Genomic DNA, 23,733 nt, shown 5'->3' with positions numbered 1-23,733 from the left:
TGCGGGGCGTTCGGGCAACAACTTATTCCACTTCTACCGTTTCTGGCGGCAGGGTTGGCGCGGCATCTGGCGGTTCCGGGAACTCCAGCTTGACCACGTCCTTCTCGTCCAGGTCCACGGTGACCTTGCCACCGGAGACCAGGCGGCCAAACAACAGTTCGTCGGCCAGCGCCTTGCGAATCATGTCCTGGATCAGGCGCGCCATCGGGCGCGCGCCCATCAGCGGATCGAAACCCTTCTTGCCCAGGAACTTGCGCAAGTTCTCGGTAAAGATGGCCTCGACCTTTTTCTCGTGCAGCTGCTCTTCCAGCTGCATCAGGAATTTATCGACCACGCGCAGGATGATTTCCTCGTCCAGCGCACGGAAGCTGATGATCGCGTCGATGCGGTTGCGGAACTCCGGCGTGAACATGCGCTTGATGTCGCCCATCTCGTCGCCGGCCTGCTTCGAGTTGGTGAAGCCGATCGACGTCTTCTGCAAACTCTCGGCGCCCGCGTTGGTGGTCATGATGATGATCACGTTGCGGAAGTCCGCCTTGCGGCCGTTGTTGTCGGTCAGCGTGCCGTGGTCCATCACCTGCAGCAGGATGTTGAAAATGTCCGGGTGGGCTTTTTCAATTTCATCGAGCAGCAGCACCGCGTGCGGCTTCTTGGTGATGGCTTCGGTCAGCAAACCGCCCTGGTCGAAACCGACATAGCCCGGCGGCGCGCCGATCATGCGCGACACCGCGTGACGCTCCATGTACTCGGACATGTCGAAGCGGATCAGGTCGATACCGAGGATGAACGCCAGCTGCTTGGCCACCTCGGTCTTGCCCACGCCGGTCGGACCGGAGAACAGGAACGAACCGATCGGCTTGTCGGACTTGCCGAGGCCGGCGCGCGCCATCTTGATGGCCGACGCCAGCGCTTCGATGGCAGGATCCTGGCCGAACACCACGTTGCGCAGGTCGCGGTCGATGGTTTGCAGCTTGCTGCGATCGTCCTGGTTGACCGTTTGCGGCGGGATGCGCGCGATCTTGGCGATGATGTCCTCGATCTCGGTTTTACCGATGGTTTTTTTCTGCTTCGATTTCGGCAGGATGCGTTGCGCCGCACCGGCTTCGTCGATCACGTCGATGGCCTTGTCGGGCAAGTGACGGTCGTTGATGAAGCGCGCTGCCAGTTCGGCCGCAGTCGAAAGGGCCGACGACGTGTATTTCACGCCATGGTGCTCTTCGAAGCGCGATTTCAGACCACGCAAGATCTGCACGGTCTGCTCGACCGTCGGCTCGTTGACATCCACTTTCTGGAAGCGGCGCGACAGCGCGTGATCTTTTTCGAACACGCCACGGAATTCCGTGTACGTGGTCGCGCCGATGCACTTGAGCTGGCCGTTGGCCAGCGCCGGCTTGAGCAGGTTCGAGGCGTCGAGCGTACCGCCCGAAGCCGAACCGGCGCCGATGATGGTATGGATCTCGTCGATGAACAGGATGCCGGCCGGGTTGTCCTTCAATTGCTTGAGGACAGCCTTGAGGCGCTGTTCGAAGTCGCCGCGATACTTGGTGCCGGCCAGCAGCGCGCCCATGTCCAACGAATAGACCACGGCGTTTTGCAGGATTTCAGGCACGTCGCCCTGGGTGATGCGGTAGGCCAGGCCTTCGGCAATCGCGGTCTTGCCTACGCCGGCTTCGCCGACCAGCAAGGGATTATTCTTGCGGCGGCGGCACAGGATCTGGATCACGCGGTCGACTTCCTCGTCGCGACCGATCAGCGGATCGATCTTGCCTTCGGCAGCGTACTTGTTGAGGTTTTGCGTGAACTGGTCGAGCGGGCTTTCCTTCGGTTGGCCCTCGGCGCCCGGGGCGCCCTCTTCCACGCCTTCGGAAGCCTTGGCGGCGTCCGATTGCTGGTCCTTGCGCACACCGTGCGAGATGAAATTGACCACGTCGAGGCGGGTCACGCCTTGCTGGTGCAGGTAGTAGACCGCGTGCGAGTCCTTCTCGCCGAAGATGGCGACCAGCACGTTGGCGCCGGTCACTTCCTTCTTGCCGTTCGATGCAGACTGCACGTGCATGATCGCGCGCTGAATGACGCGCTGGAAACCGAGCGTAGGCTGGGTATCGACTTCGCCGGTGCCGGGCACCGTCGGCGTGTTATCGCCGATGAAGTTGGTCAATGTCTTGCGCAGATCCTCGATGTTGACGGCACATGCGCGCAACACTTCGGCAGCCGAGGGGTTGTCCAGCAGAGCCAGCAACAAGTGCTCCACCGTGATGAATTCGTGCCGTGCTTGTCGTGCTTCGACAAACGCCATGTGCAAACTTACTTCCAATTCCTGCGCAATCATACTTCCTCCATCACGCATTGCAGGGGATGCCCCGCCTTGCGTGCGTGCGTTAAAACGAACTCCACTTTGGTACTGGCTATATCTTTTGAGAACACGCCGCACACTCCTTTGCCGTAGCGATGAACACTGAGCATTATTTGCGTGGCTGTTTCACGGTCTTTATTGAAATACTCCTGGATGATGGCAACGACGAACTCCATCGGCGTGTAGTCGTCATTGAGCAGCGCCACCTGGTACAACGGTGGGGGTTTCAGCGCTTGCCGCTCCAGTAGGGTTTCGGTGTCATGCTTGGTTGCCATACGCTTATATTCTAATGCTTTCGGGGTTGATGCAATGTGCATTTCACCATGCACAACTAATTGTTTTCCATCTTACGCGTTTTCCTGACTTGCCGCAGATGGGCCCCGGATTGTCAAATACAAGAGTTGCATCTGAACCAATTCGATTAAAAGTAGCAAAATGCCCACAAATCTGCTTGACTTTCAAATTTGGTCCGCTAACAATGCGTTATCGGCTGCGTGCAGAGATGTACATGTTGATAAGAAGTAAGGCGTGAGGAGGGGCAAGAAGCATCTTGCTTTTATGGCTCGTGTGATCAGTTTTAATTTTGAAAGTTCTTTTTATGGCAACAGGTACTGTTAAGTGGTTCAATGATTCCAAAGGTTTTGGCTTCATCACTCCAGATGACGGCGGCGAAGATTTGTTCGCGCACTTCTCCGCAATCAACATGAACGGTTTTAAGACCCTCAAAGAAGGTCAAAAAGTTCAATTCGAAGTCACGCAAGGCCCTAAAGGCAAGCAAGCTTCCAACATCCAATCCACGTAATTTGTGGCGTTGGTGTACGAAAAACCCCGTCTGCGGGGTTTTTTTTCGCCTGTACGGTTGAGCCTGATGACCGCAAAGTGTTGCTGCAATCCGACGTCAGCAGTCTGACCCGCTTTGTCACGGGTCATGCAAGGGTGGCTAGCTGTTCCAGCGTATCCGGATACTTTTGCAGCAAGCGTATCAGCGTGGTGGCCTGCGCATTGGGCTTGGCGCGACCCTGCTCCCAGTTCTCCAGCGTTCGCGCATTGACACGCAGGTACATCGCAAATACCGGACGCGACATTTTCAAGTCTTCGCGCAAGGCGATCAGCTCTGCACCATCGACGGCTTCCAGCGCCCGCAGCTTGGGCGTGTGGGTGCGCAAGGTCAGCTTACCCTCACGCGATTGTGCCAAAGCGTCGAAGCCTGCGGTGAGTTCAGTAAAAATATCCCTGGTCATGATGTCGTTCTCGCTCGAAGTTCAGCATTTAACATGTTCCTGAGCAGTTTCTTCTGCTCGGCACTCAGATCGTCCCGCACATCTTTTCCATACACGGCGAACGACCAGAACTGGCGACCCTGAACCCAGTGGGGGTAGATGAGACGCAGTCCGCCGCGCTTGCCTTTTTGCCGTGGCGAATCGGCAAAGCGTACCTGCGCAGCCCTCCTGTCCCCTGGATGACGGCACCGGCGTCCGGCTGTTTCAGCAGCAGGCGTTGAAACCCACGAAATTCTTCGTCATTAAAATATTGTGCGCGGTGACGTTCGAAGGGCGGCAGTTCTACAAAGGTCGCATCCATAATATACGTTGTTTGCGTAGGGTTCAAGTTGATAAGCCAGAACTGCTCAACCTGTAGCAACGACATGCTTATCGAATTGCGTTCGCACAAAAGGAAAAGGCGCCAACCTCGTGCGAGGATGGCGCCTGCCAATGGAAAGACGTGAAATTTATTCCATATTCTCTACCATCACCTCACCAAAGCCCGAGCAAGACACCTGGGTTGCGCCGTCCATCAGGCGCGCGAAGTCGTAGGTGACTTTTTTGGAAATGATCGAGCGTTCCATGGCCTTGATGATCAGGTCGGCCGCTTCGGTCCAGCCCATGTGGCGGAGCATCATTTCGGCCGACAGGATCAGCGAACCGGGGTTCACGTAGTCCTTGCCGGCGTACTTGGGCGCGGTGCCATGGGTGGCTTCGAACATCGCTACCGAATCCGACATATTGGCGCCCGGCGCGATACCGATGCCGCCCACTTGTGCGGCCAGCGCGTCGGAGATGTAGTCGCCGTTCAGATTGAGCGTGGCGATCACGCTGTACTCGGCCGGACGCAGCAGAATTTGTTGCAGGAATGCATCAGCGATCGAATCCTTGACCACGATATCGCGGCCGGTCTTCGGGTTCTTGAATTTGCACCATGGACCGCCGTCGATCAGCTCGGCACCGAATTCTTCGACTGCCAATTTGTAGGCCCAGTCACGGAAGCCACCTTCGGTGTACTTCATGATGTTGCCCTTGTGAACGATGGTGACCGAAGGCTTGTCGTTGTCGATGGCGTACTGGAAGGCCTTGCGTACCAGGCGCTGCGTGCCTTCGATCGAAACCGGCTTGACGCCGATGCCGGACGTCTCCGGGAAGCGGATCTTTTTCACGCCCATTTCCTTGACCAGGAAATCGATCAATTTTTTGGCGCCTTCCGAACCTTGCTCGTATTCGATGCCCGCGTAGATGTCTTCGGAGTTTTCGCGGAAGATCACCATCTGGGTTTTTTCCGGCTCCTTGACCGGCGACGGCACGCCCGGGAAGTAGCGCACCGGGCGCAGGCACACGTACAGGTCAAGCTGCTGGCGCAGCGCCACGTTGAGCGAGCGGATGCCGCCACCGACCGGGGTGGTCAGCGGGCCCTTGATCGATACCACGTAGTCCTTGAGCACAGCCAGGGTTTCTTCCGGCAGCCAGACATCGGGGCCATACACGCGGGTCGACTTTTCGCCCGAGTAAATTTCCATCCAGTGGATCTTGCGGGCGCCGCCGTACGCCTTGGCCACAGCGGCATCGACCACCTTGATCATCACCGGCGTGACGTCGATGCCGGTGCCGTCGCCCTCGATGAAGGGAATGATCGGGTTATCTGGTACATTCAGGGAAAAATCGGCGTTGACGGTGATTTTCTGGCCATCGCCAGGGACATTGATATGTTGGTACATCGCGTACTCCTAAATGGGCACCAGGGAACACCAGGCAAACAGCTACAATGCTGCTCCAGGACGAAGATTTTAGCTACTCTTCTATAAGACATAAGACACTGTTTCGCATTATGCACGACTATCATGCGAGGCGCTAGCCTACACCAATCCCACCCTTTACTGCATGGCGCTCATATTATTTAACAAACCGTTCCAGGTCCTGTGCCAGTTCTCGCCGCAGGACGGCAAGGCCACACTGGCCGACCACCTGGACATCCCCAACATCTATCCCGCCGGCCGCCTCGACTATGACAGCGAAGGCCTGATGCTGCTGACCGACGACGGCAAGCTCCAGCACACCATCGCCCATCCGGACCACAAGGAAGCCAAGGTGTACCTGGTGCAGGTGGACGGCGTGCCCGATGCCGCCAGCCTGTCCAGGTTGCAGGCGCCGCTCGACCTCGGCGACTTCACCACCCTGCCGTGCCAGGCCGTGCGCATTGCAGAACCTGAATGGCTGTGGCCGCGCAATCCGCCGATCCGCCAGCGCGCCGACCAGCCCACCAGCTGGCTGGCGATTACTTTACAGGAAGGGAAGAATCGCCAGGTGCGGCGCATGACGGCGGCGGTGGGCTTGCCGACCTTGCGACTGGTGCGCACCTCGGTCGGCGGCATCTCGCTGGCCACGCATCCACTGCTGCCAGGCGAGTGGATGGAAGTCTCGGCCAAGGATCTCAAGCGGTAAATCGGCGCCCCATGCGAAAAAACCCGCGCTGGCCGAAGCCAGGCGGGTTTTTGCAGCTATTCCCGAAGCGGGAATTAAGCGGCGGTAGCCAGTGCTTTGACAGCAGCGGCCAGGCGGCTCTTGTGGCGAGCGGCCTTGTTTTTGTGGATGATCTTCTTGTCAGCGATGCTGTCGATGGTCGACACCGACTTCTGGAAGATTTCAGCAGCAGCGGCTTTGTCGCCAGCCTGGATTGCTTTACGAACTGCTTTGATTGCAGTGCGCAGGGTAGAACGCTGCGACGAGTTGTGCGCGTTTTGTTTAACTGCTTGACGAGCACGTTTGCGCGCTTGTGCGGTATTTGCCATGGAATTTCCTAAAATAAAGGTAGTTTGCAAACATTATCGTTTGCCAAACAGGTCGTTCGTGTGCCGAACCAAGTGAGTCAAACTGCTGCCTGCCAAACAATTATTGTCTGCATAACAGAATTCTGTACAGCCAGCGATTATAGCGATGTTTTCCGCTCGGAGCAACTATAATCATGCCCCATGAACTTGCTCAGAACCCTCGCCGCCATCTCCAGCATGACCATGCTGTCCCGTGTCACCGGTTTGTTGCGTGAAATCCTGATTGCCCGCGCCTTCGGCGCCAGCGGCATGACAGACGCCTACAATATTGCGTTCCGCTTGCCCAACCTGCTGCGCCGGCTGTTTGCCGAGGGCGCTTTCTCGCAGGCGTTCGTGCCGATTTTATCCGAGTACAAGAACAAGAAGACGCTCGAAGAAACCCGCTCCTTGGCCGACCACGTGGGTACCACGCTGGTGTGGGCCACGCTGGTGGTCACCGTGATCGGCATCATCGCTGCGCCGGCACTGCTGCTGGCCGTGGGCGGCGGCCTAGCCCCCGAGTCGTTCGACGCCGGCGTGTGGATGACGCGCCTGATGTTCCCTTACATTTCGTTCATGGCCTTCGTGGCGCTGGCCGGCGGCATCCTCAATACCTGGAGCCAGTTCAAGATTCCGGCGTTCACCCCGGTGCTGCTCAATATCTGTTCGATCCTGGCGTCGCTGTTCCTGCAGCAATATCTCGAGCAGCCGATCTACGCCATGGCGATCGCCGTGTTCGTGGGCGGCGTGCTGCAAGTGGCAATCCAGATCCCGGCGCTGATCAAGATCGGCATGCTGCCACGGCTGTCGTGGAATCCGGCCATCGGCCTGTGCGACCCTGGCGTGCGCCGCGTGCTGAAAAAAATGGGACCGGCCGTGTTTGCCGTGTCTGCGGCCCAGATCAGCCTGCTGATCAACACCACCATCGCCTCGCACCTGGCCGAAGGCAGCATCTCGTTCCTGACCTACGCCGACCGCCTGATGGAATTTCCCACCGCCCTCTTGGGCGTGGCGCTGGGCACCATCCTGCTGCCGAGCCTGTCGAAAGCCAATACCAGCGGCGACCGCGAAGAATACTCGTCGCTGCTCGACTGGGGCCTGCGCCTGACCTTCCTGCTGGCCATGCCGGCTGCCGTGGGCCTGGCCACGCTGGCCGAGCCGCTGATCGCCACCCTGTTCCAGAACGGTAAATTCACCGCTGCCGCCACCCAGGCCTCGTCCGAGCCCCTGATCGCCTACAGCGCGGGCCTGCTGGGCATCATCCTGATCAAGATCCTCGCACCCGCCTTCTACGCGCAGCAGGATATCCGCACGCCGGTGCGCATCGCCGTCGGCGTATTGATCGCCACCCAGCTGATGAACGCGATCTTCGTGCCGTACCTGGCGGTGGCTGGCCTGGCGCTGTCGATCAGCCTGGGCGCGTGCGTGAACGCCAGCTTCCTGTACGCCGGCTTGCGCAAGCGCGACCTCTACCGGCCCAAGCCGGGCTGGCCGCTGTTCTTTGCCAAACTGGTGATCGCGTGCGCGCTGATGGGCGCCACGGCCTGGTACAGCGCCGCCCATGTCGACTGGCTGGCCTTGCAGCACCAGCCACTGCTGCGCGTGGGTGCGCTGTTCCTGGTGATCGGCGTGTGCTGCGTGGTGTATTTCGGCGCGCTGCTGGCGATGGGCTTCCGGCCGCGCGACTTCAAGCGCATGGCGCGCTGATTCAGGTCTGCGGCGCCGCTGCTCTTCGCGGTGCCGGCACGCTTGACGGCGCTGGCACTGGCTCTGGCGTGGGTTCCGGTTCCGGTTCCGGTTCCGGTTCCGGTTCCGGTTCGGCTCCGGCCGGCGGCTGGACGGGTTGAGTTTCCGGTCCCGGTTCCGGTCCCGGTCCCGGTCCCGGTCCCGGCCCCGCTTCCGGCTGCGGATTTGGCCCCGGCGCCGGTTGCGGCCGTGGTTCCGCTCCCGGCATCGGCAACCCCTGCTGCGACTGACCACCCGGCGCCAGCGCCGACGTCCCATCGGGCGGCGCGGCGCCGGCATTGGCGCCTTGCGTGCCCGGCGTGCCAGGACCGCTGGCCACGAAACGCCACTCCGATATCTTCTGCTTGCCCGCCAGGCTCTGGAAACGCGCCGGGAAATTGCCGATCTTGACCGGCCGCGCCTGCGACAGGCTGTACACCGCCATCACGCCGGTGGTGCCGCCCAGATACACGATGCCCCACTCCGCCTTGCCCGTCATCGGATCGACAAAGATCTTGCGCAGGTGCCGGCGCGGCGTGGGAAAGCGCGGATCGCGCAGCAAGTCCTTGAGCGATGGCGGCTGCGGCGGCTGGCCGGCCGGCGTGGCATCGGCATAGCTTTGCAGCGCATCGCTGAAGGCGGCGCCGATCACCAGCAATTGCTGCTCGGCGCGGCTGCGCTGCACCGTGGCACCCAGCTTGAGCGAGGCGGCAGCCACCAGGCCGATGATCGCCACCATGATGATCAGGCTCACATAGGTGAAGCCGCCCGCGCGGCGCGCACGGCTATGGCGCATCACCAGTCGGCATAAGGCTTGCCGCTGCGATCATTGCCGGGGGCGCCGCTCTTGATGTCGTACACGTTGCCCTTGAGGCCATCCTCGGGCGGCACGACGATCCAGGTAGTGTCGCTGTCGGTGACCGGGTCGCGCGGCAACGCGCGCAGGTATTTTTTCTCCACCAGCTGGTCGAGCGAGTCGGGATAGCGGCCGGTGTCGCCGTAGTACTGGTCGATCAGGCCGCGCAGGTTGCGCAGGTTATCGGCCAGCACCACCTCCTTCGACTTGTCGATGCTGGGGAAGTAGCGCGGCACGGCCAGCGTGAGCATCAGTGCGACAATGCCCAGCACCACCAGCAACTCGATCAGCGTAAATCCCCTGGTGCGTTTTTTCATGGCTACCACTTCTTGTAGGGCACGCCGTTCAGGCCCGCCTGCTCGCTCTGGCTATAGACATCGTAGACATCGTCGCCCTCTTTCGGATCGTCAGCTTCGCTGGCGTAGCTGCGCTTGCCCCAGGTTTGCGCCCCCGCCAGCGCCGCGTCGGTGTTGAACGGATCGCGCGGCACCCGGCGCAGGAAGTAGATCCTGGCCTGCTTGGGATTCTGGATATCGGGCACGCCTTCGACCAGCACCTCGAGGTTGCGCGGATAACCGGTGGACGTCACGCTGCGCGTCACGCGTCCCTGGTCGTAGGCCAGCTTGTAGGCGTCGATGGCGCTGCGAATCTGGTACAGCGCCTCGCGCAGGTCCTGCTCCTGGCGCCGCTGCACCACCACCTGGGCGGTCGGAATCACCAGCGCGCCAAGCAGGCCGACGATGGCCAGCGTCACCAGCAGTTCTATCAGGGTAAAGCCGCGCGCGCGCATGGTTGCCTGTCTCCGCTTATTGTAACGGGCGCGGCTGGCCCCTGGCAGGCGGCAGCGGCGCTGGCTGATCGCGCGACAGCGGCACGTCCTGCACCGGCGGCGGCACCGACGGGATCGGCGACTCTTCCGCTGGTGCTGCGGGTGCGGGTGCGGATTCCGGTGCAGGCAAAGCAGGTTCCGCATTTTGCTCTGCCGGTTGCGCCGCCTGCGGCTGCGGTTGCTCTTGCCGCTGCTGTTGCTGTTGCTGTTGCTGTTGCCGCTGTTGTTGCTGGATCTGCTGCATTTGCTGTAACTGCTGCTGTTGCAGCTGCTGCGGCGATGGTCCCGAAGGCTGCGATGGCAGCGAAGGTTGCGAAGGTTGCGACGGCGACAGCATCACCGGCGCCGTCTGCGCGGCCGGCGCCAGCTCGATCACCGCACCCACGCCCGGCCGTGGCTGGGCGCCCGGCAGCGCCGGCATTTGCACGGCGGGACGCGGGCTCATGTCCGGACGGCGGCGGAAGCTGGCGTCGGTCCCGGCCGAGAATTCCGAGGCCGAGGCTTCGGGCCGCTGCACGTTGCGGATCAGGCGCGGCGTGATCGACAGCACGATCTCGGTTTTCTGGTTGTCGTCGCGCTGGGTGCCGAACAGGCGGCCCAGGATCGGCAGGTCGCCGGCGCCGGGGATCTTGTTGCCGGTGCCGCGCTGCTCGTTGTTGATCAGGCCCGCCAGCACCTGGTTCTCGCCATCCTTCAGTTGCAAGGTGGTGCTGGCCTGGCGCGTACCGAGCTGGTACGCGGTGCTGCCGTTCCTGGTAGTGAGTGTGCTGACCAGGTTGCTCACCTCGAGCTCGACCTTGATGGCGATTTCGTCGTTGAGGTAAATGGTCGGCTCCACCGCCAGCTTCAGGCCCACGTCCACGTAGGTCACGCTCTCGCTGGCAAAGCCGCCCACGCCGCCCGACACGGTAGGCGTGACCACCGGCAGCTTGTCGCCGATGACGATATTGGCCTTTTGCTTGTTGCGCACGCGGATGCGCGGATTGGCCAGCAGGTTCGAGTCGGTATCGGTCTTGTTGATGTTGATCGCGCCGGTGATGCCGGACAGCAGGATGCGGTCCGAGTTCAGGTTGCGCAGCTCATTGACCGTCGCACCATCGGCAAACTGGGTCAACGGCGTGATGCCGATACTGCCCGGCCACTGCACGCCCAGGTTCATCAGCGTGCTGCGTTTGACCTCGAGGATTTCCACCTCCAGCATCACTTCCGCCTCGGGCATGTCCTGGGTGGCGATCACGCGTTCGGCCAGGCGGATCGCTTCCGGGTTGTCGCGCACGATCAGCAGGTTGAGCTTTTCATCGACCACCACGTCGCGAGTTTTAAGAATCGTCTTGAGGGTGTTGGCCACCATCTTGGCGTCGGCATTGGCCAGGTAGAAGGTCTTGACCGTCATCTCCTGGTATTCCTTCTGCTTGGCGGCCGTGTTCGGATAGATCAGCACGGTGTTGGCGTCCATCACCTGCTGTTCCAGCTGGTTGGTCAGCAGCAGGAAATAGATCGCCGCCTCCACCGTGCTGTTGCGCAGCAGGACCGTGGTGCGCTGGTCGGTCTTGACGTCCTTGTCGAACACGAAGTTCAGGTTGGACCGGCGCGAGATCACCTCGAAGACCTGCTTCAAGGGCGCGTCGCGGAACTCGATGGTGATCGGCTGCTTGTACGCTTTTGCCAGGCCGGTTTCGGCGGCGGACGGCGCGGTCTTTTCGGTCACTTCGCGCAGCAACTGGCGCGCCGGCTCGTTCGACGGTGTCTCGGTCAGCAAGGCATTGAGGCGCTGCTTGGCCAGGTCGTACTCGCCCTTGGCCACGTGTTCGCGGGCGATGGCCAGCAGCTTGGCGTGGCGCTGGTTACGCTCGAGCGTGCGCAACCCGGCGCGGGCGCGCTCGTTGGCCGGGTCGAGCGCCAGCGCGCGGCGCCAGCCCTGCTCGGCCAGTTCCGGCTGGCCGTCGGCCGACTGGCGTTCGGCTTCACGCACAAAACCCTGGACGGCGCGGTCGCGCGCCTGCACGTAGGCGGCGCGGTATTCGGCGTTGGTCGGTTCGGCCTTGAGCGCCTCCTGGTACTTGAGCAGGCCCGCCTCCACCTGGTCCTGCGCCATCAGCGTGTTGCCGTCGCGGTAGGCCATCTGGCCGGCGCAGCCCCCCAGCGCCAGCACCAGGGCCAGCAGCGGCGGCAATGCCAGCCGCCGGCGGTGTTGTTTCAGAAAAACCTCCATCAGTGAACCTCGCAAAACCGTAGCGAGCGGTTCGCTATCGTCGTGAGTAGCGGAGGCGTACGGATGTACGCTGACGCTGGGCATTGGAGCGGCGATAGCGAGCCGCGCAGTAGGTTTTTCGAGGCTTCCATTAATCGATTGCTCCAATATTTATTTGCTGCACCTGGTTCAGGGGCAGGTAGGTCACGGTGAGCAGCGGCGGCGCGATGCGGTCGATGCGCCAGGCGCCTTCGATCACGCTCTGGTTGCGCGCTATGTAAGTCTTGTCGCCGCGCGCCAGGTACACCTCCCAGGCGCCGTCCTGCACGGCCTTGCCGAAATAGTTGAACGGCACCGGCGGCGCCACTGCCGGTGGCGGCGGCGCGTTGGCGGCCGCGCGTTCGGCGGCCGTGGGCAGTGGCGCCGGTGGATTCCAGTTCTGGCCGAGGAACACGCCCTCGCCGGCGCCAAAGGTGGCATCGCCGGTCTCGCCCACCAGCTGCGCACGCGGCACCAGGCGCGCGATCGCCACTTCCGGCTTGGCGCCGGCCTGGGCCCGCGCCGATGGTGCAGCCGCCGACGACGGCGACGGCGCGCCACGGCGCACCACCGGCTCGACGATCTCGCCGCCCGGCGTGCGGTCGCCGAACAGGACCAGCGCAGCGGCGCCAGCCAGCGCCAGTCCCATGGCAACCTGGTACGGTTTCATGGCGCGTCCTTCAGGTAGAACGTGAAGCGCAATCGCGCCTCCACCACCGGCTCGGCGATGGTCTCGCGGCGGAAGCTCACTTCGTCGAGCGCGGCAAACGGCATGTCGCGCAGGCCCTGCATGGCGAACTGCCACAGCGGCTGGTAGCCGCCCTTGACCGGCAGCGTGACCTGGTACGTGCTCACCCGGCTGGCCTTGTCGTAGCTTGATTTATATTCACCCTGGTTCAGCGCCAGGCCCGACTTGGCGGCCAGGTCGAACAACATGCGCACCTGCTGCTCGGCGTGGCGCTTTTCGCCCAGCGTGGCATAAAAGTCGGCCAGGTTCTGGTTGGCCGACGGTGGCGCCACTGCCGGCTGCTGCGCCAGCAGCGAGGCCGGCGTGGGCAGCGGCTGCGCCATCAGCCGGGCCTGGGCCGCGCGCTGCGGCAGCAGCCAGGCCCATGCCGCCACGCCCGCCACGCACAATGCCGCCGCCACGCAGGCCGGCGCACCAACGCGTGCCAGCGCCAGCCGCACGCGCAGCACCAGCGCCTGCATGCCGGCGGCATCGATCCTGATGGTGCTCAGCGGGTTACCCACGTGGCCTCCAGTTGAAAACGCAATGGCCGGCTGGGATCGGCCTCCTGCACGTCGTGCCGCGTGAGCGCCACCGCGCTGAAGGCTTCCTGCTGCTTGAGCTGGGCGACATAATCGACCATGTCGTCGCTCGATTTCGCCTCGGCGGTAATCTTGAGCACCTGCTTGCGCGCGTCCGGCTCCAGCGCCACCAGCGCAATGCTGGACGGCGTGGCCGAAGCCACCGCATCCTGCAGCGCGCGCCACGGCAGGTTCAACTGGCCGATGGCGCCGTTGACAAACGCCGCCTGCGCCTCGGGGATGGCCACGGTGGCCACGGTGGCCACCTGCGCCGGCCGCGCCGACATCGCCGCCGCGCGCTCCTGCACGTGTTGCATCTGCTGCGCGCGGTCACGGCGGTCGTCCGCCAGCCGGGTGGCCGTGGTCACTGCACCCGCGCACAGCAGCACGCCAAGAAAGCCCAGCGCCAGCAGCGCCGGATGGGTGTGGAACAGCGTGCGGCGCAGGCTGCGCGGCGCAAAATCGATGCGCATGGCGCGTGATTTCCTGATCATCGGGCGCCTCCCCAGGCCAGTTGCGCGACCGGCGAGAAGCCGGCGCCCAGCGACTGCCGCGCGTGGTCGAGCGCTTCGCAGCCGATCGGTGCTGCGGCTGCGGCAGGGGCAGCGGCTGCCGCACTTGCCGCCCGCAACCAGCTCGCCGGCACCGCGCCGCATGCCTGCAACAGCGCCGGCGCCGGCAGGTCGAGCAGCAGGGCCTCGCGCTGCAAGGTGTGCGTGAGCCAGGCCGGGTCGGCGGCGGGCGCTGCGGGCAGAGGCAATACCCGCAGCGCCCGTACGCCGTCGTCGGCCACGGGCGCCAGCGTCATCAGGCCATCGTGCACCAGCGCATACCAGGCGCCAGGTTTGAGGGCGCCGTGCCAGCGGTTCCAGGTGCTGACGAAATGCGGTTCCACGCCGACCACCGCCAGCCGGAATTCCTCGGCCACCATGGTCAGCGACGCCAGCAAGGCGCGCGGCACGGCGGCGGCAAAGAACGGCTGCACTGCGTTCCAGTCGGCGCCGATCTGCCAGGCCGATGGCGCCTCGCCGTACAGCGACTGGAAACGCAGGCCGGCGGCCGCTTCGAGGTCGTCGATCCGGGTGGCGCCTGGCGGCGGCGTCACGCGCCACAGGCGCGCCAGGTCGTCGGCCAGTACGAAGGCCGCCGGCCAGCCAGCCAGGCTTCGCACCTGCTGCTGCTCCTGCAAGAGTGCGCGCAAGGCGCTGGCAATCGCATCGAACGGATGCGCCGACGACGTCGCGATGGTGTGCTCGGCCAGCACCGTCACCGGCGAGCCTGTTGCGCGCCAGCGGCTTACCCGCAGCAGGCTGACGGCGTGGGCGGCGACACCGATGCGCAACGATTGTCCGATGGCTCTACGCATGCAGGGTCACCCGCTTGATTTCGGTGAGCGTGGTGCCGCCGCGCCTGACCAGTTCCAGGGCGGCCAGGCGCAGGCTGCGGGTGCCGTTGGCATGGGCGGCCTGCTTGATCTGGCGGATCGGCCGCTTGTCAACGATCAGCTCGCGGATCTCGTCGTTGAGCGTGAGGATCTCGGCGATCGAGCGGCGGCCCTTGTAGCCGGTGCCGCGGCAGTCGCCGCAGCCTTTGCCCTGCATGAACAGGTAATCCTGCGCTTCGGCGCGCGCCAGGCCCACGCTGGCCAGTTCGGCGTCGTCCGGGGTGTACTGGGCGGCGCAGTGCGGGCAGTTGATGCGCACCAGGCGCTGGGCCCAGATGCCGTTCAAGGCCGAGACGAACGCGTACGGGTCGATGCCCATGTGGGTAAAGCGGCCGAACACGTCGAACACGTTGTTGGCGTGGACGGTGGTGAGCACCAGGTGGCCGGTCAGCGCCGACTGCACGGCGATTTCGGCCGTCTCGCGGTCGCGGATTTCGCCGACCATGATCTTGTCCGGGTCATGGCGCAGGATCGAGCGCAGGCCCTTGGCAAAGGTGAGGCCCTTTTTTTCGTTGACCGGGATTTGCAGGATGCCGGGCAGCTGGTACTCGACCGGGTCTTCGATGGTGATGATTTTCTCGCGGCCGTTATGGATCTCGGTGAGCGCAGCGTACAGGGTAGTGGTCTTGCCCGAGCCGGTGGGGCCGGTGACCAGCAGCATGCCATACGCCTCCTGCGCCAGCACGCGCAAGGTGGCCAGCGACGGCGCATCGAACCCCAGAGCTTCGAGCGTGAGCGAACCATACGCCTCGATCATGGCGCGCTTGTCCAGAATGCGGATCACCGCGTCTTCGCCATGGATGCTGGGCATGATCGAGACGCGCAGGTCGATCTCGCGCCCGCCCGCCTCCACCCGGAAGCTGCCGTCCTGCGGCACGCGGCGCTCGGCGATATCGAGTTCGGCCAGCACCTTCAGGCGCGAGATGATTTGTTCTGCCACTTCGATGCCGTTGACGGCAGTGGCGTGATCGAGCACGCCATCGACGCGGTATTTGACGGCCAGCCCGCCGGCCGTGCTTTCCAGGTGGATGTCCGAGGCGCCGGCCTTGAGCGCGTCGTACAGCGTGGAATTGACCAGCCGCACGGCAGGACTGGCCGCCTCCGACACCGAGGCGAACGACAGCACGGCGGCGGTCTTGCCGTCGCGCCGGCCTTCGCTGGCGCCGGGCAGCAGGTTGTCGGTGGCGCGCGCGGATTCTTCCTGCTTGGACAGATAGGCCTGGATGTCGGCCTGCAGCGCCAGGCGCACGGGCAGCGGCGCGTGCGGCGTGGCGCGCGCTTGCGTGGACAACCAGGTTTGCAGGTCGAGATCGAACGGGTCGGCGATCACCGCCAGCAGCTGGCCAGCATCGGCCCCTGGCGCCGCCGGCAGGGTGCGCAGCAGCACGCAGTGGCGCGCCATGGCCTGCGACAGCGGCAGCAGGTCGAAGGCCGGCGCGCAGGCCAGCATGTCGGCCGTCTCCAGCACCGGCAGGGCGAACGGCTGCGCCAGCGCGCGCACCAGCTCGCGCGGCTCGGCGCCGGTGAGGCCTTCGAGTTCCTCGACCAGGGTACGCTTCGATTGCGCGCGCAGGTGGCGCGCGCGCGCCAGCAGCGCAGCGTCCAGGACAGGCGCAACAGGATCGTTGACGACAGCGCTCATGACATGTCTCCGGCCAGATCGAAGATCGGCATATACAGCAGCACCACGATGGCGCCCACCACCAGGCCGATGCCGGCCATTAGCAGCGGTTCGAAGGTGCGCGTGAAGCGTTCGATCCAGCGTGTGATTTCGCCGTCATAGAATGCCGCCGACTGGGTCAGCATCGGCCCCATGTCGCCGGTGCGCTCGCCCACGCGCAGCATGCGCAAGGAGATGGGGGTGGTCAGCTGGTGCGCCTCGAAGGCGGTGGACAGCGGCTGGCCCGATTCGATGTCGGCGCGCGCCGCCTGCAGGTTCTGGCGCAGCCCGGCCGACACCATGCCCTGCACGGTGTTAATGGCGTGGATGATGGTGATGCCGCCTTCGCTGAGCATGCCCAGCGTCAGGTACAGGCGCGAGAGCTCGTAGATGCGCACGCGCTCGCCGATGGCCGGCAGCCGGCCCAGCAGGCGCAGCACGCCGCCGTTGCGCAGCAGGCGCCGTACGCCAAGCACCAGCGCCGCAAGTACGAAGGCGATCATGCCCAGTAACAGGCTGGTGTGGCCGCTGGCAAACTGGCCCCAGTTGAGCATTTGCTGCGACAGCCACGGCAGGTCGCGGCCGGCGCCCTGGTACACCTCGGCAAAGCGCGGCACCACGTAACCGATCAGGAACAGGCTGACACCGCCGCCGACCAGCAGCAGGATGCACGGGTAGATCGCGGCCGAGACCAGCTTGCCGCGCACCAGGTCGATGCGCTGCTGGTAGTCGATGAAGCGCGAGAGCGAACGCGGCAGGTCGGACGTGCCTTCGGCCGCCTTGACGATGCCGATATACAGCGGCGGAAACAGGTCGGGCTGCTCGGCCAGCACGGCCGAGAAACGCTGGCCTTCGCGCAGGCCGGCCAGCAGCCGCTCGAGCACGCTGCGGGTGGCGGGATTGGCTTCCTTTTCCAGCAGGGCCTCCAGGCCCTCGACAATGCCAAGGCCGGCGGTGAGCAGCGCCAGCAGCTCCTGGCTGAACAGCACCAGCGAGAGTGCGCTGCGCTTGCCACTGGCGCGCAGCCCCTTGCCGGCAGGCGCGATGGCGCTGACGAACAGGCCACGCGCCTCCACCTGGCGGCGCGCATCGGCCTCGTCGCGGCCATCGATCACGAGCTGGGAAATGACCATCTCGGCCGACAGGGTGCGTACGTCAAACTGCATGATGAAGTCGGCTTTCGGTGAAGACTGTGCTGTGCGAGACGCTGACTGGAACGTTTATTGCGAGACGATGTCGGCATCGTCGCCGCTGCCGCCTGGCTGGCCGTCGCGGCCCAGCGAGGTGATCTCGAATTCGGCCTTGGCGCCGGGCGCCTTGTACTGGTAAGGACGGCCCCACGGATCGGACGGGACCTTGGGCAGGTACGGGCCATTCCAGCGGGCGCCGGCCGTGGGCGGCGCCACCAGCAGCGCGTTCATGCCCTCTTCCGTGTTCGGATAGCGGCCGACATCGAGGCGGTAAGTGTCGAGCGCTTTTTCGAATGAATTGATTTGCGCCTTGGCCATGGTCACTTCGGACTTGCCCAATTGCGAGAAATACTTGGGTCCTACATAGGCCGCCAGCAAACCGATGATCACGATCACTACCAGCAATTCCAGCAAGGTAAAGCCCTTCGACTTGTTGCTGCCAGTTACTACCTGCGTGCGCATCTTTACCACATCCATCCAACCACTCCTTAGTGTTGCCTGCTGCCTTGAAAGTCTTGCGGCGCCGTGTGGCTACCACTCGACAAGGCTACCATGCTGTTTGCTTGGAGGACAATCTTTTTCAACGAGCACGACCGCAGATAGTGTGGCACTCACGCCGCATACGCCAGCGGTTGGAACAGCCGCAATGCGGCGCTGCGTGCTATGGCATGGGTCCGGTTCGACACACCAAGCAGGCGGTACAGACGCTGCAAGTGGTTCTTCACGGTCAGGCCGCTGATGCCGAGGATCTGGCCGATCTCGTGGTTGCTCTTGCCTTCGCGCACCCAGTGCAAAATCTCGGCCTCGCGCGCGCTGACCGGGCGTGACAGAACGGTCAGCCCCGCGGTAGCGCGCGACGCCGCGCCGCAGTGCGCCAGGTGCTGCAGCATCAGGTGCAAATGCGGCAGCAACAGCGCCAGGAAATATGCGTGGCGCGCCTGGGGCCGCTGCGGCAAACCGAGCAGCACGAACACACTGGACCCGCCCGCCAGGCGGCCGGTAGCGTGCAGCGCCAGGTTATCGAAACCGAGCGCGCGCAACTGCGTGCGGAACGGCGCGGCGAATCGCGCAGCGGCGCCATCGCCATCGTCAGCGGCATTAGCGGCATCAGCGACATTAGCGACATGGGCGCAATCGGCGCCATGGGCTGCGTCGAGCAGCAAGGAACGGCAGTCGTGCTGGCGGCAATGGCGCGCCAGGCGCAGCGCCAGGCCGTCGTCGCCGGCCAGGCGCTGGCGCAGGGCGGCATCGAGCACTGTGCTGTGCTGGCATTCCACGTGCAGCAACCGGTCGTGGCCATCGAAGTGCAGCGCCACCAGCACCCGGTGCGGCAACAGCGCCTGCAACGGCCCCTGGGTCCACAGGAAAAACTGCCGCGCATTGTCCACCGGCACCGCTGCCTCCACTGCGTGCAGCAAGTATTCCTGCTCGCGCTGGCTGAGGATGACCATCGCCGTTGCCGTTGCCGTTGCTACCGGTAATGTGCTCACGCGGCAGCCCCCACGAAGCGATAGCCGCTGCCACGCACGGTCTCGATGCGGCGCTGGTAGCCGGCCGGTTGCAGCGCGCTGCGCAGGCGGCCCACGTGGGTGTCCACCGTGCGTTCTTCCAGTACCACGGCGTTGCCCCACACCTGGTCGAGCAACTGGGCGCGGCTGTGGATGCGGCCCGGATGGCGCATCAGCACGTCGAGCAGCTTGAATTCCACCCGGCCCAGCGCCAGTTCGCGCGCGCCGGCCATCACCCGCAGCGTGTGCGGATCGAGCCGCAACCCGGCGGTCTCGATCGCGTCGTGCGCCCCGCCCTGACCGCTCTGCCCGCCCGACCAACCCGCGCTCGCCGGCGCACGGCGCAGCAAGGCATGCACGCGCGCCACCATTTCGCGTGGACTGAAGGGCTTGGTCATATGGTCGTCGGCGCCGCCTTCTAGCGCCATGATCTTGTCCGCCTCGCTGGCGCGCGCGGTCACCATCATCACCGGCAGCGCCCGCGTGCGCGGCTGCGCGCGCAGCCGCCGCACCAGCGCCAGCCCCGACTGCCCGGGCAGGGTCCAGTCGAGCAGAACCAGGTCGGGACAGTGGTCCTCGAGCAGCATCAGCGCGCTTTCCGCGTCGGGCGTGCAGCGGACGACGTGACCGGCCATGCCGAGGTTGAGCGCGATCAGCTGCTGGACCGCGCGGTCGTTTTCGATGACAAGGATGTGGGCGGCTGGCATGGCATATCCGTGTAAAAATAACACTATGCAATATGCAGCCAGCCCCTGACTAATATGTTTTCCTTGTGATATTTATATCCTGATCAAATAAATACCGCTCAATATCAACCGTGCTGGCGCCGACGCCGCGCCACGCCACCGAGCAGTGCCAGGCCGGCGCCCAGCATCAGCCAGGTATGCGGCTCCGGTACGGCACTGACCGAGGTGCCGATCTGGTTGACCAGCGGCGTGGCGACCGCACTGCCCAGCGACGTCCAGTTCAGCACCACCAGCGCACCGTTGGCGGCGGCGGTGCCCAGCGCCACGGTGCCGCTGTTGTCGAACAGCGACACCCCGAACGCCGAACCGAGCCCCGACAGCGACGGATCGAGGTCGCCGCTGAAGGTCACCGTGAAGCCCACCTTGCCGCCGAAATTGACGCCATGGAACAGGTCGTTGTAACCGCTGGCATCATTGTTGCCGATCACGTAGCCAGACGCCAGCGAGCCGCTGACATTGCCTGCCGTGACAGCGTTGGCGGCATCGCCGAAGCCGAAGAAATTGGTCAGCAGCGCCTGGGCATACGGCGTGCCGCTGTTGCCAGGATTAAATTGCAGGTCGATCCAGCCGCTGGGGCCATTGGCAGCCACCAGCGAGCTGGTGTCGAGTTCGATCTGGAACACCGAGGCGGCGGACGCCAGGCTGGTGCAGGCGCTCAGCGCCAGCACCAGGGCCGCGCGACGCAGGGAAGTGAAGGTAGGTGTAAACATGGTCGGTCCTTAGAAATTGCCGCTGTAGACGGTGGTGGTGTAAGTGATGGCGGCAGTGCCGGTCTTGGTAAAGCTGACCGGCACAGTGATGGTGGCGCCGGGCGCCAGGCTGGACACTGCGGCAGTGATATAGGGCGCACCGCTTTGGCTGCCGCTGGCGTTGAACAACGTTACGCCAGCCGGCAAGCCTTTCAGGGCGATCTGCAACGGCCCGGTCAGCGCGGTGGCGGCGGTGTTGGTGATGCTCAGCGTGCCGGTCCACTTGCCGCTGGCGCGGGCAAACACCAGGCCCGAGGCCGCCGTGCGCACGCTGGCCGTCACATCGGCAGGCAGACCTGCCAGGTTCAGCGTCAGCACCACCGGATCGTGGTCCGAGGCGCGGTACGGCGCGTCGGTGTACTTGTCCTGCGGCTTGCCGTCGGTGTTGTAATCGACTGCCACCGGCTCATCGGCATTGTTGTGCCACTCGGCCGCGTCGGCCACCTGGGCGCTGAGCGCGGCGCTGGCCAATGCGTGGTCGAGGTAGCCGGCTTCGCCGTTGAACACGTACGAGTACGGCATGGCGCCGGCGCCGCGCACGAAGCGCTCGAGCTGGTTCACAAAGCCCTGGTTGACGATGGCCTGGATCGGGTCTTCGTGGCCGTAGGCATTGAAGTCGCCGATCAGCAGCACCTTCGGGTCGCCGGCGGCAGCGACCACCTGCGGCACGAAAGTGCCCACCAGGCGCTGCGCCTGCTGCACGCGGGTGGCGTTCCAGCAACTCTGGCCGTCATTCTTGTCGCCATCGACACTCGCGGCGGACGGGCAGCTGCCCTTGGACTTCAGGTGGTTGACCACCACCGTGAACTTGGCGCCGTTGGGGGCGACAAAGGTCTGCGCCATCGGCGGCCGGTTGTTGATGGCGTCGCTGTCGGTCAGGGCCGTGCCTTGCAAGGTCACTGCGGCCGGCTTGTAGATCATGGCCACGCGGATGGCGTCGGTGCCGGTGGTGACCGGCTTGGGCACGACCGCGTAGGTCCTGGTGCCGGGCGCAATCGCAGCGTTGAGTGCATCGACCAGTTGCGAGACCGAATAGTCGCCGTCGTTCTGGATTTCCATCAGGCCCACCACGTCGGCGTTCAGCGCTTTCAGTTCGCCGACGATCTTGGCGCTCTGGCGCTGGAATTCCACCAGGTTGTCGGCGCCGCGGCAATTGCTGCGCGACGGCGTGCCGCCGCCCACGCTGCAACCCTGGCCGGTCTGGCCCAGGTGGTTGCCACCGTTGGTAAACGTGGTGAAGTAATTGAGTACGTTGGCGCTGGCCACCTTGACGTTGCCGCTGGCCAGGGCCGGCACCGCCGGACGCGGATTGTCCTGCGAGAACACCGGCGGCACGGTCGGCTGCAGCTTGAAGGCCGCGCCGCCACCGCCCTTGGCGCCGAAATCGACCACGCCGGTCAGGCCGGAAACGGTGTCGCCGGCGCGCAGCGAGCCATCCACGCCCAGGTACGGAATCACGGTCGGCGTGGTGAAAACGCCGTCGTCGAGGATGATCTGGTTGCGCGCATTGGCGGCCGCCAGCGCCTGCGCCTCGGGTGTGCCCGGGCGGTAGCGGTTGGTCGGGGTTTCCAGCCGGCCCGACGACAGCGTCACTTCGCCGCGATCGGCCAGGTACTGCAATTGCGATACGGTCAAATTGTTATTGAAGCGCACCAGCATGCCTTCCACCTGCGTGAAATCGGCAAACGGCAGCTCGATATTGGTCGGTGCAATCGCGATGCCCTTGGCCAGGCCGACGATGCCGGTAATGGTGGTCAGCTCGGTATAAGGTTGGCTGCTGCCGGTCGGGACGTAGTCGGCCACGGTGCCCGTGATGCGGATGCGGTCGCCCACCTGCACGGTGGCGGTGTTGGCGGCCGTGGTGAAGATGAACAGGCCGTCCGAGGTTTGCGGATCGCCGTCGCCCACCTCGTCCTGGATGAAGAAGCCGGAGCCCACCTTGGCGGTGACCACGCCTTCGGTAGTTTGCACCGTGCCGGCCACCGGGCTGGCTGCGCCGCTGCCCTGGATTTGCGGAATGGTGCGGGTGAGCGTGGCTGGCGCGGCAATCTTGACGTTGACCGTGCACGCCGCTTGCTGCGACTGGTCGTTGTCGAAGCGGATGGTGACCGGATAGGTGCCGGCCGCCAGGCTGCTCGCTACGGCCAGGTTGGCCGTGGCCGTGCCGCCGGCGCCTGGGGCCGACTGAAAATCGGTCAACGCGATGCCGCCCACGGCGCCAGCGGTGATCGTGGCGGCATTGACGATGCCGTCGGCATCGCTGGCCGACACGCCGGCGCTGCCGCCCGTCGGCCGGGCAGCTGGCCACGATTGGCGGCTGCGCCGGCACGCCGCACTGGTTGCGCGGGCTGGCGGTGGTGCGCGGCGCCGGTGCGCCGGTGGCAAAATCGCTGGCGTTGTTGTCGGTGTCGGTGCAGCCGCCGTTGGCGCGCAAGGCCGCCAGGGTGTTCGACAGGCCGGGGCCGGCCGCGCCTTCGAAACCGCCGGCGTTATAGCCGAACAGGTCCACCAGCGCACCGCCACTTGGATTGGTGCCGGACAGCGCGGTGCCGTTCGACACCAGCGCCACCTTGCCGGCGCTGCCGCTCATGGCCAGCGTGCCGGGCACGAAAGGCGCCGGCAGGTCGGCCGAGCCGCCGTTGCCGGCAGCTTGCTGGAACAGGAAATACTGGCCCGGTTCGAGCACGGCAGTGTTGGCGGGCACGCGGGTGGCGTTCCAGGTACCGCCGGCCGCGCTGGCGTACTGCACGCTCCAGCCGCTGATATCGACAGCAGCGCCGCTGCGGTTAAAAATTTCGATGAAATCGTTTTTATACGTGGCGCCGCTGTTGCCGCCACCGCCATATACCTGGCTGATGACGACGGGCGCGTCCGCCCGGGCCTGGGCGGACAGGGCCGCCAGCAGGGCGGCGGCGATCAGGGTACGGGTGCCAGGGGCGTTGGCGGCAATGCGAATGGGGGTCATGTGCGATCCAGGTTATCAAAATGTTTTTTATATTGCATTTTGCATATTATTGGATCTGCATGACGACATCATGACAGGCGCTTGGTCCGAATGGA

General features: G+C 64.4%; 25 protein-coding genes and 1 pseudogene. 4 read left to right on the top strand and 22 right to left on the bottom strand.

Annotation, left to right across the window (positions count from 1 at the left end; all coding sequences use genetic code 11):
* Positions 1 to 22: 22 nt before the first annotated feature.
* Positions 23 to 2,329 (bottom strand): ATP-dependent Clp protease ATP-binding subunit ClpA, encoded by a 2,307-nt coding sequence (gene clpA / locus DUPY_RS07440; RefSeq protein ID WP_070247190.1) that lies wholly within the window; start codon positions 2,327 to 2,329, stop codon positions 23 to 25.
* On the bottom strand, positions 2,326 to 2,628 hold the full coding sequence (clpS, locus tag DUPY_RS07435) for an ATP-dependent Clp protease adapter ClpS (RefSeq protein WP_070247189.1): 303 nt from the start codon (positions 2,626 to 2,628) through the stop codon (positions 2,326 to 2,328). The genes clpA and clpS overlap by 4 nt, the downstream gene beginning before the upstream one ends.
* A 323-nt stretch (positions 2,629 to 2,951) precedes the next feature.
* Here clpS and cspE point away from each other — a divergent pair, with 323 nt between their 5' ends.
* Positions 2,952 to 3,155 carry a transcription antiterminator/RNA stability regulator CspE gene (gene cspE / locus DUPY_RS07430; protein ID WP_019921881.1) on the top strand — a complete coding sequence of 68 codons (204 nt, stop codon included), beginning with the start codon at positions 2,952 to 2,954 and terminating at the stop codon, positions 3,153 to 3,155.
* 124 nt (positions 3,156 to 3,279) lie between these two features.
* Here the strand turns inward: cspE and DUPY_RS07425 are convergent, their stop codons facing one another.
* The 3 genes from DUPY_RS07425 to icd all read right to left on the bottom strand — a co-directional run bounded on the left by DUPY_RS07425 (position 3,280) and on the right by icd (position 5,339).
* Positions 3,280 to 3,594 carry a helix-turn-helix domain-containing protein gene (locus DUPY_RS07425; protein WP_070247188.1) on the bottom strand — a complete coding sequence of 105 codons (315 nt, stop codon included), beginning with the start codon at positions 3,592 to 3,594 and terminating at the stop codon, positions 3,280 to 3,282.
* A 64-nt stretch (positions 3,595 to 3,658) separates the two neighbouring features.
* Entirely contained in the window at positions 3,659 to 4,000 is a 342-nt protein-coding gene (locus DUPY_RS07420; RefSeq protein ID WP_229255272.1) for a hypothetical protein, read from the bottom strand.
* 82 nt (positions 4,001 to 4,082) lie between these two features.
* Positions 4,083 to 5,339: an NADP-dependent isocitrate dehydrogenase gene (icd, locus tag DUPY_RS07415; protein WP_070247187.1), complete on the bottom strand. Its 1,257-nt coding sequence runs from the start codon at positions 5,337 to 5,339 to the stop codon at positions 4,083 to 4,085.
* A gap of 163 nt (positions 5,340 to 5,502) precedes the next feature.
* Between icd and DUPY_RS07410 the strand changes: the two genes are divergently transcribed.
* Positions 5,503 to 6,063 (top strand): pseudouridine synthase, encoded by a 561-nt coding sequence (locus DUPY_RS07410; protein WP_070247186.1) that lies wholly within the window; start codon positions 5,503 to 5,505, stop codon positions 6,061 to 6,063.
* A 74-nt stretch (positions 6,064 to 6,137) separates the two neighbouring features.
* Here DUPY_RS07410 and rpsT read toward each other — a convergent pair whose 3' ends face one another.
* Positions 6,138 to 6,410 (bottom strand): 30S ribosomal protein S20, encoded by a 273-nt coding sequence (gene rpsT, locus DUPY_RS07405; protein WP_019921878.1) that lies wholly within the window; start codon positions 6,408 to 6,410, stop codon positions 6,138 to 6,140.
* A gap of 180 nt (positions 6,411 to 6,590) precedes the next feature.
* Here rpsT and murJ point away from each other — a divergent pair, with 180 nt between their 5' ends.
* Positions 6,591 to 8,135 carry a murein biosynthesis integral membrane protein MurJ gene (murJ, locus tag DUPY_RS07400; RefSeq protein ID WP_070247185.1) on the top strand — a complete coding sequence of 515 codons (1,545 nt, stop codon included), beginning with the start codon at positions 6,591 to 6,593 and terminating at the stop codon, positions 8,133 to 8,135.
* A 1-nt stretch (position 8,136) separates the two neighbouring features.
* Here the strand turns inward: murJ and DUPY_RS28610 are convergent, their stop codons facing one another.
* The 15 genes from DUPY_RS28610 to DUPY_RS07325 all read right to left on the bottom strand — a co-directional run bounded on the left by DUPY_RS28610 (position 8,137) and on the right by DUPY_RS07325 (position 22,944).
* Positions 8,137 to 8,949, bottom strand: a complete 813-nt coding sequence (locus DUPY_RS28610; protein WP_070247184.1) for a type II secretion system protein — start codon at positions 8,947 to 8,949, stop codon at positions 8,137 to 8,139.
* Positions 8,949 to 9,326 (bottom strand): type II secretion system protein, encoded by a 378-nt coding sequence (locus tag DUPY_RS07390; protein ID WP_070247183.1) that lies wholly within the window; start codon positions 9,324 to 9,326, stop codon positions 8,949 to 8,951. Before DUPY_RS07390 ends, DUPY_RS28610 begins: the two co-directional genes overlap by 1 nt.
* 2 nt (positions 9,327 to 9,328) lie before the next feature.
* Positions 9,329 to 9,799 carry a type II secretion system protein gene (locus tag DUPY_RS07385; RefSeq protein ID WP_070247182.1) on the bottom strand — a complete coding sequence of 157 codons (471 nt, stop codon included), beginning with the start codon at positions 9,797 to 9,799 and terminating at the stop codon, positions 9,329 to 9,331.
* 16 nt (positions 9,800 to 9,815) lie between these two features.
* Positions 9,816 to 12,050: a secretin GspD/PilQ domain-containing protein gene (locus DUPY_RS07380; RefSeq protein ID WP_070247181.1), complete on the bottom strand. Its 2,235-nt coding sequence runs from the start codon at positions 12,048 to 12,050 to the stop codon at positions 9,816 to 9,818.
* A 130-nt stretch (positions 12,051 to 12,180) separates the two neighbouring features.
* A complete protein-coding gene (locus tag DUPY_RS07375) occupies positions 12,181 to 12,738 on the bottom strand; it encodes a hypothetical protein (protein ID WP_070247180.1) in 558 nt (185 codons plus the stop codon).
* A complete protein-coding gene (locus DUPY_RS07370) occupies positions 12,735 to 13,277 on the bottom strand; it encodes a hypothetical protein (protein ID WP_070247179.1) in 543 nt (180 codons plus the stop codon). Before DUPY_RS07370 ends, DUPY_RS07375 begins: the two co-directional genes overlap by 4 nt.
* 26 nt (positions 13,278 to 13,303) lie before the next feature.
* A complete protein-coding gene (locus tag DUPY_RS07365) occupies positions 13,304 to 13,870 on the bottom strand; it encodes a PilN domain-containing protein (RefSeq protein ID WP_229255271.1) in 567 nt (188 codons plus the stop codon).
* Positions 13,867 to 14,742: a hypothetical protein gene (locus tag DUPY_RS07360; protein ID WP_070247177.1), complete on the bottom strand. Its 876-nt coding sequence runs from the start codon at positions 14,740 to 14,742 to the stop codon at positions 13,867 to 13,869. Before DUPY_RS07360 ends, DUPY_RS07365 begins: the two co-directional genes overlap by 4 nt.
* Positions 14,735 to 16,462 (bottom strand): GspE/PulE family protein, encoded by a 1,728-nt coding sequence (locus tag DUPY_RS07355; RefSeq protein ID WP_070247176.1) that lies wholly within the window; start codon positions 16,460 to 16,462, stop codon positions 14,735 to 14,737. The genes DUPY_RS07360 and DUPY_RS07355 overlap by 8 nt, the downstream gene beginning before the upstream one ends.
* Positions 16,459 to 17,646, bottom strand: coding sequence for a type II secretion system F family protein (locus DUPY_RS07350; RefSeq protein WP_070247175.1), 1,188 nt, complete (start codon positions 17,644 to 17,646; stop codon positions 16,459 to 16,461). The genes DUPY_RS07355 and DUPY_RS07350 overlap by 4 nt, the downstream gene beginning before the upstream one ends.
* A gap of 54 nt (positions 17,647 to 17,700) precedes the next feature.
* Positions 17,701 to 18,147 carry a type II secretion system major pseudopilin GspG gene (gene gspG / locus DUPY_RS07345; protein WP_070247174.1) on the bottom strand — a complete coding sequence of 149 codons (447 nt, stop codon included), beginning with the start codon at positions 18,145 to 18,147 and terminating at the stop codon, positions 17,701 to 17,703.
* 134 nt (positions 18,148 to 18,281) lie between these two features.
* Positions 18,282 to 19,160: a LuxR C-terminal-related transcriptional regulator gene (locus DUPY_RS07340; protein ID WP_229255270.1), complete on the bottom strand. Its 879-nt coding sequence runs from the start codon at positions 19,158 to 19,160 to the stop codon at positions 18,282 to 18,284.
* On the bottom strand, positions 19,157 to 19,885 hold the full coding sequence (locus DUPY_RS07335) for a response regulator transcription factor (RefSeq protein WP_070247172.1): 729 nt from the start codon (positions 19,883 to 19,885) through the stop codon (positions 19,157 to 19,159). Before DUPY_RS07335 ends, DUPY_RS07340 begins: the two co-directional genes overlap by 4 nt.
* A 104-nt stretch (positions 19,886 to 19,989) precedes the next feature.
* Positions 19,990 to 20,634 carry an NF038129 family PEP-CTERM protein gene (locus tag DUPY_RS07330; RefSeq protein WP_070247171.1) on the bottom strand — a complete coding sequence of 215 codons (645 nt, stop codon included), beginning with the start codon at positions 20,632 to 20,634 and terminating at the stop codon, positions 19,990 to 19,992.
* 9 nt (positions 20,635 to 20,643) lie between these two features.
* Positions 20,644 to 22,944: an ExeM/NucH family extracellular endonuclease gene (locus DUPY_RS07325; protein WP_307188189.1), complete on the bottom strand. Its 2,301-nt coding sequence runs from the start codon at positions 22,942 to 22,944 to the stop codon at positions 20,644 to 20,646.
* Positions 22,945 to 23,012: 68 nt separating this feature from the next.
* On the opposite strand from DUPY_RS07325, the gene DUPY_RS29160 reads away from it, so the two are divergent.
* The gene (locus tag DUPY_RS29160; RefSeq protein WP_307188190.1) at positions 23,013 to 23,168 is read left to right on the top strand and encodes a hypothetical protein; all 156 of its coding nucleotides are present in this window, start codon (positions 23,013 to 23,015) and stop codon (positions 23,166 to 23,168) included.
* Positions 23,169 to 23,281: 113 nt separating this feature from the next.
* On the opposite strand, the pseudogene DUPY_RS29155 reads toward DUPY_RS29160, so the two are convergent.
* A pseudogene (locus DUPY_RS29155) lies at positions 23,282 to 23,638 on the bottom strand (lamin tail domain-containing protein); the annotation flags it as partial.
* Between the last annotated feature and the right edge of the window lie 95 nt (positions 23,639 to 23,733).

Source organism: Duganella phyllosphaerae (genome assembly GCF_001758785.1).
GTDB classification, from domain to species: domain Bacteria; phylum Pseudomonadota; class Gammaproteobacteria; order Burkholderiales; family Burkholderiaceae_D; genus Rugamonas; species Rugamonas phyllosphaerae.
Note: the sequence above shows the minus strand (reverse complement) of the source record. Positions and strands in the feature narration are given on the sequence as shown.

Excerpts from the sequence above, each read along its gene's own strand:
- DUPY_RS07365 (WP_229255271.1), bottom strand. The coding sequence starts at position 13,870 with ATGATCAGGAAATCACGCGCCATGCGCATCGATTTTGCGCCGCGCAGC.
- DUPY_RS07330 (WP_070247171.1), bottom strand. The coding sequence starts at position 20,634 with ATGTTTACACCTACCTTCACTTCCCTGCGTCGCGCGGCCCTGGTGCTG.
- DUPY_RS07420 (WP_229255272.1), bottom strand. The coding sequence starts at position 4,000 with ATGTCGTTGCTACAGGTTGAGCAGTTCTGGCTTATCAACTTGAACCCT.
- rpsT (WP_019921878.1), bottom strand. The coding sequence starts at position 6,410 with ATGGCAAATACCGCACAAGCGCGCAAACGTGCTCGTCAAGCAGTTAAA.
- clpS (WP_070247189.1), bottom strand. The coding sequence starts at position 2,628 with ATGGCAACCAAGCATGACACCGAAACCCTACTGGAGCGGCAAGCGCTG.
- DUPY_RS28610 (WP_070247184.1), bottom strand. The coding sequence starts at position 8,949 with ATGCGCCATAGCCGTGCGCGCCGCGCGGGCGGCTTCACCTATGTGAGC.
- DUPY_RS07385 (WP_070247182.1), bottom strand. The coding sequence starts at position 9,799 with ATGCGCGCGCGCGGCTTTACCCTGATAGAACTGCTGGTGACGCTGGCC.
- DUPY_RS07355 (WP_070247176.1), bottom strand. The coding sequence starts at position 16,462 with ATGAGCGCTGTCGTCAACGATCCTGTTGCGCCTGTCCTGGACGCTGCG.
- DUPY_RS07425 (WP_070247188.1), bottom strand. The coding sequence starts at position 3,594 with ATGACCAGGGATATTTTTACTGAACTCACCGCAGGCTTCGACGCTTTG.
- cspE (WP_019921881.1), top strand. The coding sequence starts at position 2,952 with ATGGCAACAGGTACTGTTAAGTGGTTCAATGATTCCAAAGGTTTTGGC.
- DUPY_RS07390 (WP_070247183.1), bottom strand. The coding sequence starts at position 9,326 with ATGAAAAAACGCACCAGGGGATTTACGCTGATCGAGTTGCTGGTGGTG.
- DUPY_RS07410 (WP_070247186.1), top strand. The coding sequence starts at position 5,503 with ATGGCGCTCATATTATTTAACAAACCGTTCCAGGTCCTGTGCCAGTTC.
- gspG (WP_070247174.1), bottom strand. The coding sequence starts at position 18,147 with ATGGATGTGGTAAAGATGCGCACGCAGGTAGTAACTGGCAGCAACAAG.
- DUPY_RS07335 (WP_070247172.1), bottom strand. The coding sequence starts at position 19,885 with ATGCCAGCCGCCCACATCCTTGTCATCGAAAACGACCGCGCGGTCCAG.
- DUPY_RS07380 (WP_070247181.1), bottom strand. The coding sequence starts at position 12,050 with ATGGAGGTTTTTCTGAAACAACACCGCCGGCGGCTGGCATTGCCGCCG.
- DUPY_RS07360 (WP_070247177.1), bottom strand. The coding sequence starts at position 14,742 with ATGCGTAGAGCCATCGGACAATCGTTGCGCATCGGTGTCGCCGCCCAC.
- icd (WP_070247187.1), bottom strand. The coding sequence starts at position 5,339 with ATGTACCAACATATCAATGTCCCTGGCGATGGCCAGAAAATCACCGTC.
- DUPY_RS07350 (WP_070247175.1), bottom strand. The coding sequence starts at position 17,646 with ATGCAGTTTGACGTACGCACCCTGTCGGCCGAGATGGTCATTTCCCAG.
- DUPY_RS07370 (WP_070247179.1), bottom strand. The coding sequence starts at position 13,277 with ATGCAGGCGCTGGTGCTGCGCGTGCGGCTGGCGCTGGCACGCGTTGGT.
- DUPY_RS07375 (WP_070247180.1), bottom strand. The coding sequence starts at position 12,738 with ATGAAACCGTACCAGGTTGCCATGGGACTGGCGCTGGCTGGCGCCGCT.
- murJ (WP_070247185.1), top strand. The coding sequence starts at position 6,591 with ATGAACTTGCTCAGAACCCTCGCCGCCATCTCCAGCATGACCATGCTG.
- clpA (WP_070247190.1), bottom strand. The coding sequence starts at position 2,329 with ATGATTGCGCAGGAATTGGAAGTAAGTTTGCACATGGCGTTTGTCGAA.